Origin of the sequence: Pseudoalteromonas sp. TB64 (assembly GCF_000498095.1) — a bacterium.
In the GTDB taxonomy this organism is placed as follows: Bacteria; Pseudomonadota; Gammaproteobacteria; order Enterobacterales; family Alteromonadaceae; genus Pseudoalteromonas.
Genome location: NZ_AUTQ01000126.1, coordinates 1 through 9,436, shown reverse-complemented (window position 1 = coordinate 9,436; position 9,436 = coordinate 1). Strand labels below are relative to the sequence as shown.

General features: G+C 38.5%; 7 protein-coding genes. All 7 read left to right on the top strand.

Annotated features, from left to right (window positions below; genetic code table 11):
* Positions 1 to 942 (top strand): MFS transporter (locus L647_RS0109880; RefSeq protein ID WP_024610984.1); only part of this gene is annotated, 942 nt, incomplete at its 5' end.
* Positions 943 to 1,016: 74 nt separating this feature from the next.
* Entirely contained in the window at positions 1,017 to 1,949 is a 933-nt protein-coding gene (locus tag L647_RS0109875) for a sugar kinase (protein ID WP_024610983.1), read from the top strand.
* A 78-nt stretch (positions 1,950 to 2,027) separates the two neighbouring features.
* Complete coding sequence (eda, locus tag L647_RS0109870) at positions 2,028 to 2,645, top strand: bifunctional 4-hydroxy-2-oxoglutarate aldolase/2-dehydro-3-deoxy-phosphogluconate aldolase (protein ID WP_024610982.1); 618 nt, start codon at positions 2,028 to 2,030, stop codon at positions 2,643 to 2,645.
* A 14-nt stretch (positions 2,646 to 2,659) separates the two neighbouring features.
* The gene (gene fbaA, locus L647_RS0109865; protein ID WP_024610981.1) at positions 2,660 to 3,742 is read left to right on the top strand and encodes a class II fructose-bisphosphate aldolase; all 1,083 of its coding nucleotides are present in this window, start codon (positions 2,660 to 2,662) and stop codon (positions 3,740 to 3,742) included.
* The gene (locus tag L647_RS0109860; RefSeq protein ID WP_024610980.1) at positions 3,739 to 4,710 is read left to right on the top strand and encodes a class 1 fructose-bisphosphatase; all 972 of its coding nucleotides are present in this window, start codon (positions 3,739 to 3,741) and stop codon (positions 4,708 to 4,710) included. Before fbaA ends, L647_RS0109860 begins: the two co-directional genes overlap by 4 nt.
* Before the next feature lie 593 nt (positions 4,711 to 5,303).
* On the top strand, positions 5,304 to 8,033 hold the full coding sequence (locus L647_RS0109855; protein ID WP_024610979.1) for a poly(beta-D-mannuronate) lyase: 2,730 nt from the start codon (positions 5,304 to 5,306) through the stop codon (positions 8,031 to 8,033).
* A 118-nt stretch (positions 8,034 to 8,151) separates the two neighbouring features.
* Positions 8,152 to 9,423, top strand: a complete 1,272-nt coding sequence (locus L647_RS0109850; protein ID WP_024610808.1) for an IS4 family transposase — start codon at positions 8,152 to 8,154, stop codon at positions 9,421 to 9,423.
* Positions 9,424 to 9,436 lie beyond the last annotated feature (13 nt).

Genomic DNA, 9,436 nt, shown 5'->3' with positions numbered 1-9,436 from the left:
GGAGCCGCTAAAGGTAATGCTGAATGGTTTCCTACCAAAGAGCGTGCTTTAGCGCAGGGTATTTTTAACTCTGGCGCGGCTATTGGCGGTATTATTGCAATTCCGTTAATTGCATATTTGACTATCTATTTTAGCTGGCAAATGGTGTTTGTTTTTGTTGGTGTATTAGGTTTTCTTTGGTTAGTGCCTTGGTTAATTTTAGTTAAAGCGCCGCCTAGCTCTCACCCTTGGCTTACAGCTGAAGAACGTGAATACATTTTAACAGGTCAAAGACGTGTTGATGATAACGGCGATGTAACTGGCGAAGATGAAGAAGAATATAACCCTTCTACCGCTGAGCTACTTTCTCGTAAACAAAGTTGGGGTGTAATTATCGCTTCTGCTGCGATTGACCCTATTTGGTGGTTATTTGTTTTTTGGATTCCAATTTACTTAAACGAAGTGTACGGCATGGACGTTAAGTCTATCGGTATATACGGTTGGGTTCCTTATGTTGGTGCAATGTTTGGCGCATGGTTTGGTGGCTTACTGGCACAAAACAGGCTTAAAGCCGGTTGGAATACAGATAAAACACGTAAGTTAACCATTACGCTGGGTTGTTTAATTATGCTACCTTCGCTACTTGCGATGGCTAATCCTGGTGGCCCAACTACAGCGGTGCTTATTATGGCTGTTATTTTATTCGGTTTCCAAACTGCAATTGGTAATGTGCAAACACTACCAAGTGATTTACTAGGTAAAAAGGCTGTGGGTACATTATCAGGTTTCTCTGGTATGGCTGCAAAGCTTGGTGCTGTAGGCCTTACATCACTGGTTCCTATTCTTACTGCTGATGGTAACTATACTCCAGCATTTGTTATTGGTGCTTCTTTAGCAATTATTGCAATGGCTGCTGTTTGGATACTTATTCCAAAAATTGAGCCTTTAAAAAAGCCTAATTAATCTGATAGTAATGGCTATGCAGGAGCATTAAATGCAAGTGCATAGCTATTAATAACATAGGATAAGTTTCCAATATGAAAAATATTTACTTTCTTGGCGAATGCATGGTTGAACTCAGAGCAATGAGTGAGTCTAAGCTGCACCAGTCATTTGCAGGTGATGTTTACAATTCAGCTGTATATTTAAAGCGTTGTTATCCAGATGTTGGTACCTCGTTAGTAACTGCTTTAGGACAAGATAGCCTAAGTAAGCAAATGCTAACTCGCTTTAAAAGTGAAGAGCTAAACACACAATTTGTGTTTGCGCACGATGATAAAGTGCCTGGTATGTATTACATTGAAACAGATGATACCGGCGAGCGTAGCTTTACTTATTGGCGAAGCGATTCGGCGGCTAAAAAAGTAGTCGACTTTTTAAATGCAGATATTGTTGAACAATTATCATCGGGTGATATGTTTTTCTTTTCAGGTATTTCACTTGCAGTAATAGAAGAAAGCGCAAGAGACAAGTTTTGGAAAACGATAGAGCAACTTAAGAATGCGGGTGTAAAAATAGTATTTGATCCAAATTATCGTGCGCGGTTGTGGAAAGATACTGACGAGACTAAAGCGCAATATCACTTGGCATTTAGCTTGGCGGACATTACATTGCCAGGTGTAGAAGATTTAACAACACTTTACGATATACATAGCGTAGAAGCAGTTATTGACTATTTAAAGCCATATAAAATACAAGAAATAATCGTTAAAAATGGTCCAGAATCAGTAATCACAAAAGAAGGTGAAACACTGCTTAGTCATACTATTATTCCGGTAACTCATGTTGTTGATACTACATCAGCAGGTGATGCGTTTAACGGTGTATATTTAGGTGCGCGATTGTCTGGCAGAACAACAACAGATGCAGTACAACTTGCAGCTAAAGCCGCTGGTACGGTTATTCAACAACCAGGCGCTATTATACCAAAAGATATATTTCAGCTTGCAATGACTGAAGCCGGTATATAACTACCTCATTTAATAATACTTGCATATTCTGAGGCTATACTTTGGTCTCAGAACTTTTAACAAAGGAAATCCAACGTAATGACACGCTTTTCTGAACTCATGTCAGGACAATCACTGCTGCCTATAATTCAAGCTGATACACCTGAGCAGGGCGTAAAAATAGCCCAAGCTATGGCAAATGCTGGGCTTGGTTTAGTTGAGGTAGTATTAAGAACCGAAGCTTCGCTTGAGGCATTAAAAGCAATAAAAGAACAAGTACCTGAGCTTAAAGTTGGAGCTGGTACCGTTATTAACGTGTCTATATTAAAGCAAGCGTTGGAAGCCGGTGCTGACTTTATTGTTACACCAGCGGTGTCGCCAAAATTACTAGGTGAACTTGTTAAGTGTGAGGTTCCTGTATTACCGGGTGTTTCTAATACAGGTGATATAATAATGGCATTAGAGTACGGGTTTGAAGAGCAAAAGCTCTTTCCTGCGTCGTTATGCGGAGGTGTTCCATTTGTATCCGCTGTATCTTCTGTATTTCGCTCTGTTAGTTTTTGTCCGACTGGCGGAGTAAGTGAAAAAAATAAATTAGACTATCTTTCTTTAAGTAATGTATTTGCCGTAGGCGGCACATGGATTGCTAAAAAAGAATGGGTAGAGCAAGAAAATTGGCAAGCAATCACAGCAGCTTGTATTGAAGCGTTAAAATAGCAAGGAACATAAAAATGAATTATTTAGCCCCAACTATCCAGCCCGGTGTAGTAATCGGCGACGAAGTAAGTGCGGTATATAAACATGCACGAACACATCAATATGCACTCCCTGCGGTAAATGTAGTTAGTACGTCATCAATAAATGCGACGTTAGAAGCCGCGCAAAAAATGAAATCGCCAGTAATCATTCAACTTTCGAATGGTGGAGCACAGTTTTTTTGTGGAAAAGGCTTATCTTTACCTGATCAACAAGCTGCTGTACTTGGCGCGGTAAGTGCTGCTAATTATGTTCATTCTGTAGCTGCTCACTATGGTGTAGCGGTAATGCTACATACAGATCATGCTGCTAAAAAATTATTACCTTGGATTGATGGTTTACTCGATGAAGGTGAAAAGCATTTTGAGAAAACAGGAAAACCACTGTTCAGCTCACACATGATAGACCTATCAGAAGAGTCATTAGAAGAGAATATCGAAACCTGCGAACGCTATTTAGCGCGTATGGCTAAAATAAATATGACCCTTGAAATTGAACTCGGTTGTACGGGTGGAGAAGAGGATGGGGTTGATAATTCTCATCTTGATAGTTCTGCGTTATATACCCAACCGGAAGATGTTGCTTTTGCTTACGAACGCTTAAGCCGTATTAGCCCTAATTTTATTATTGCAGCGTCATTTGGTAATGTTCATGGTGTGTATAAACCAGGAAACGTTGTTCTTACACCAACTATACTAAAAGATTCACAAGCTTACGTATCAGAGAAATTTGATTTACCAAAGAACTCAATTAACTTTGTGTTTCATGGTGGTAGCGGCTCTGAGTACGATAAAATAGTTGAGTCGTTAACGTATGGCGTAATAAAAATGAATATTGATACAGATACGCAGTGGGCATCTTGGAATGGTATTTTAGACTACTACAAAGACAAGCAAGCTTATTTACAAGGTCAAATTGGTAACCCTGATGGTGACGATAAACCGAATAAAAAATACTACGACCCACGCGTATGGCTTCGTCATTCAGAGCAAAACATGACAACAAGGTTAGAGCAGTGTTTTAGCGATCTAAACTGTGTAAATAGGTATAGCGCATGAAAAGATTAAATTCAGTTTTAAAAGAAGATGGAGTTCCGACTGATCTCATTATGCTTATTCGCACTATTTTAGCGACCAGTAAAGAAATTGCTTTTCGAGTAAGCCAAGGTGAGCTAGGTGGTGTTTTAGGCTCAACTTTGAATGAAAATATTCAAGGTGAAGTTCAGAAAAAATTAGATGTTATAGCTAATCAGCTGCTTAAAGACATATTATTAGACGACAGTAGTGTAAGAGCCGTTGCATCTGAGGAAGAGGACCATGCTGTTGGTGGTCATCCTGAAGGTAAGTATATTGTTGCCTTTGATCCCCTAGATGGCTCTTCTAATATAGATGTAAATGGTCAAATTGGTACTATATTTACAATCTACCCAGCGAGAGAAGACGTAGCATACGACAGCGATGAGCAATTTACTCAAGCTGGTGTAAATCAAGTATGTGCTGGCTACGTTTTATATGGTCCTTCTTCATTATTAGTAATGAGCACTGGCGGACCAACACGATGTTACACCCTTGATTTAACGCATGGTGGTTACTTGCTTACCAATGCTCAATTAAGCGTACCTACCCAAAGCCGTGAATTTGCTGTGAATATGGCTAACTACCGTTATTGGGATGAGCCTACACAAGTTTATTTTGATAAATTATTATATACCTGTGAAAGCTTTGGAAAAAGCTCAATACGCTGGAATGCAGCAATGGTTGGCGACGTACACAGAATTTTGTGTCGTGGTGGTTTGTTTTTATATCCACAAGATAAGCGTACCGGAAATGAAAATGGCAAAATAAGACTGCTTTACGAAGCAAACCCATTGTCACTTTTAATTGAGAATGCTGGCGGTAAAGCAACGTCTAGAACACAACGTATTTTAGATATTACACCAAGCAGCTTGCATCAACGTGTTCCGGTTGTTCTAGGCTCGACAGAACTTGTTGAGTTTTTTGATACGACTGTTTATCCTAAGTCTTAAAATAGCTTAGCGTACAAGCAACGCCTTAACCTGAGTTCTAAATATAATTACTAGTTTGCAGTAATTTTGATTTAAAACTCAGGTTATTTTAATTTAAAGCACTAAGTTTTATAAGCTAGCAATAGCGCATAATAAATCAACAAATATACATAAAGTAAATCACTTCAAATAAGTAAAAATTACACTCCCAAACTCTCAAATTAATATACGACAAAAGCACAAAGCCGCACGTGGTTAGTATTTCTATACGTCGTTATTGTCTATTTACGAAGAACAACCACGCTAAATAGCTCTGGTCTTGCCTAATAACCAAACACATTTCTGACATTTAACCTCTAAAGATAAACGTACTCTAGTAATTAGCTAACGCGTAGTCTCGCTTTGGTATTGTTTGTTAATATCTTATAAATTAATTGCTGCCTTTTTGGTGATTGTAGTGGTAAAAACAATTTCATTATGATTATATTAACAACCTGGTTAACAATTCGCGCTTACTTTTACTGTGGATTGGTAATGAAAATGTGGAATGTTTGGTAATACACACAATAAAGCTACCAAATGTTAAAACCATAAATTTGGAGAATAGAGTCACCATGAAATTAAAACATTTTGCACTATGTGCTGTTGCAGCAGCAATATTAGGCTGTAACACCGATTCAAATAATAATGACAACAACTTGGGCTCTATTGCTCTTAGTGGAACCGTAACTTCTGGAGAAACCTTAACTACAAGTGTAAGTGATCCAGATGGAATTTCAGGAAACATAACTTACTTTTGGTATGCCGACGGACAAGCTATTAGCGGTGCAACTGGTTCATCGTTTACCCTAACAGATGATCAAATAGGTTTACCAATTACCGCTCAAGCTTTGTATACAGATGATGGCGGTATAAACGAATCTCATATAACAGATCCAACAGCAAACGTTTCAGCAATTTCATTTGCAGCTAGTATTACAGTAACCGGAAATGCAGTAATAGGATCAATACTTACAGCAATGGTTGCCGATGGTAATGGCGTTGAAAATGCGACGATTGTGTATAAATGGTTTGCGGATGACGTAGAAATAGACGGACAAGTACTTTCTACCTTGGAGTTAACCGAGGAGCAAGTAGGTACTGTTATAACAGTTAATGCCTCATTTGAAGATGACCGTGGCTTTGAAGAGTCAGTAACATCGGCTGGAACGCAGCCTGTTACTCGTGTTAATTCTCAAGGGTCTGTATCTATTGAAGGCACTCCGACAGTTGGTAATACGCTAACTAGTGAAATAGTTGATGCAGATGGTACCTCAGGTGATATTGCTTATCAGTGGTTTGCCGATGATGAAGTAATAATTAATGCAACACAAAGTACTTACATTGTAGAAGAGTCACTTTTAGATAAAGTTATCAAAGTACAAGTAACTTACACCGATGATAACGGCTTTGCAGAAAGTAATATATCAGCATCAACAATACCAGTGACAAGCTTTGCGGTAGATCAACTTGGAACTGTTGAAATTATAGGAACATCTCCTTATTTAACGAGTAACACACTCACCGCTGAGGTTTCTGATAATAACGGCGTTGATGAAGCTAATATTGTTTATGCTTGGTCAGCTGATGGAGTTGAAGTTGCTGGTACAAATAGTAAAACATTCACTCCAGGTGCCTATGCAGGCGCAATTATTTCAGTTAACGCAACTTATACTGATAATGATAATTTTCCAGAAGTAACCGTTACAGATGCTTTAAGTACATTAGTCTATACCAAAGTAGTTAATAACTCTGCAGAACTTGTCGATACTGTAAATGCAGGTTTAGGCGACGGTGATGTAATTGGTTTAAATGAGAATGTTTATGCCGATATGGACTCTATTTTACTCACCAGTGCGGTAACTTTGCGTTCAGTAGAAGCGCAGAGCCCAGTTATTACAGGCGAAGTATGTATACATGTAGTCGACTCTGTAGATGGCGCGAGCTTAACAGGGCTTACATTTAAAGATATTGATACAAAAGCGGATTCTTTTTGTGAAACAGAAGAAGATACCGTTATTTACTCAGAAGGTAGTAACTTTACATTCTCTCATAACAGCATAGATGGTGAAGAAGCTGAATTAAATAACTCAACCTATCATTGGTTAATGCTCAAAGGGCAAGGCGCAATGATAGAGCGAAATACGTTTAGTGGACGAAACTTCTCTGAAAACGGCTCTGTTATTAAAATGGCTTCGTCAGGTTTAAACCATGTTATTCAATATAACTTGTTTAACGACAGTAGTGAGAATGCCAACTTTGATAATTCGAGTTTACATTTAATTAATGCTGGAAGTACCACGGGTACTGATGCAGCTGACAATTCTAATTTTAAAATACAATATAACTTGATAGAAAACTTTGTAACAGGTCGTCGTTTAATGCGAGTACAAACGTCTGGCGCTACGATTAAAGGTAATACAATTTTAAATGCTAACGGTGGTATATCACTTGAAGATGGCGGTTTTAATTCAATTACTGACAACGTAATTATTCGTACGACAGACATTGCTAGTTCAGACGACAGACCAAGTGGAGTGTTAGTTACACCACTTGGACACACCGTTAGCAATAACTACATTGCGGGTATACGTTCAGGAAACAAAGAAGCCGGTGGTATTGTATTTACAGCAAACCCATTCTCTCAAGCTGATGGCGGTGTACCAAACTCAGGTAACCAGGCTGTGCTTGACGGTGCAGGTGACTTTACGCTTACCGTTACTAACAACACAGTATTAAACTCGCAACAGCCAATCGTATTTAGTACTGAAATTGGTTCAAGAGCACCAGGAGATGACTGTGATGACTTGGCTGACGATACTATATTATATGGGCTAACTAAAAATGCGTTTGTTATTAACTTTGACGCTAACTTAATTGCAAATGGGTTAGGCGATCAAACTGACGCAGATACAATTGCTAGTAGTGCAGCTACTCAGGGTTTATTTTATCCTAATACATTAAGTAGTGACCATTCGTTTGAATATGATTGTGACTTAATAAATCACGAAGAGTCGTTATTATCGAATAATTTTGGTTTTAGTGACAGTTACGTATCTGGCGATACGAGTGGTTCATGGGTTGATATTAGAGAGAACAATGGCAATGGTAAATTTGATACCGACGGTGCCATTGATCAAGATCCAGCAGGTAATGGTAAAGAAGTACCTGAGTTTGTTGTAGGCGTAAGCAGCCTTATAGAAACAGACTCTAGCGGAGCACAATCAATAGCAGGAGCTAAAGGATTACATTATATTCAAGCTTCAGAAGTAGGCGTTGGATCTACATGGAATGCACAGGATTAATAAATAACTATAGTAACTTCTATTCATAGGTTGGATCTTAAGGAATAAAACTTGAAAACATGCTCTGAATTTGATCTGATAGTAATCGCCAAACCACTATCTATCCCAAAAGCAGAGCATGAATAAATATAATACTGAGTTAAACAAAATAACGAAAGTGCTTAACGATTTTAATATTAACGAAATAGGTAAAACAAGCCGTTTTTGTAGCCGTAAACGAATAATAAAACCTTTCGAATTAGTCATGTCGTTAATAACGGCTCTAGGCGATAAATCGGTAAACACCGTGACAGATTTACATCGTTATTTTGTGAAGTTGACGGAAACTGATGTTCAATATAAACCGTTTCACAATCAACTGAGTAAGCCTGAATTCAGCCAATTGATGAAATCACTGGTCGATGTGGCGTTAAATGAATGGCAGCAACAAATACTCGGCACAGAAGTCACACTGTCAGATTTCAAACGCATCATATTGCAAGACGGAAGTTCGTTCGCAGTGCACGATAGTTTAAAAGATACCTTTAAAGGTCGCTTTACTAAAATAAGTCCTGCGGCAATAGAGGTTCATGTGAGTTGGGATGTGCTTCAAGGTTATCCCGAAGAAATCTCAGTGAGTCCTGATAGCCAAGCTGAATATGATTTTTTACCTGATGCTAAATCGTTAGTCGACACCTTGTTTTTAGCGGATAGAGGTTATTTTAAGTTATCGTATCTTGAATCAATTGATACAGCAGGAGGCTTTTATGTTGTCAGGGCTAAAACCACGGTTAATCCAACCGTAGTAGCTGCTTTTAATCGTCACGGTAACGCGTTAAAACGGTTTTCACAGAAGAAGCAAAAGGACGTTAAAAAGCATATTCGTCGTAGTGTTATTGTCGATATGGATGTGGAAGGTAAAACTAATTATCGATTGATTGCGAGCTGGCCTAGAGGAAAAAGTGAGCCTACTTATTGGGCAACGAACTTAAATCGAGAAAAATTTAGCGCTGAAGCGGTAATAAAGCTCTACAGTCTCAGGTGGCAAATAGAGTTACTGTTTAAAGAATGGAAGTCTTATTGCAACCTGCAAAAATTTAACACCAGAAAAGCGAGCATGATGGAAGGCTTGGTGTGGGCAAGTTTATTGACGTTGTTAGTAAAGAGGCGAATAGGCATGAGTGTTCAACAACTTGCCGGTATTGAGCTATCAACATTTATGGTAGCAAAAAACACCCAAGGTTGGTTTTATCAATTAATGGAGTCGATAACACAAGGCGTGATATCGACACTGAATAAAGCATGGCAAAAAACTATCAGTTTTTTGTCAAAATATGCACGAAGAGCGAACCCAAAAAGAGATAAAGAAAAAGGACGATTAAAATGCGGCCTGAATCCAATTATCTCTTAATGTCTAACCTATG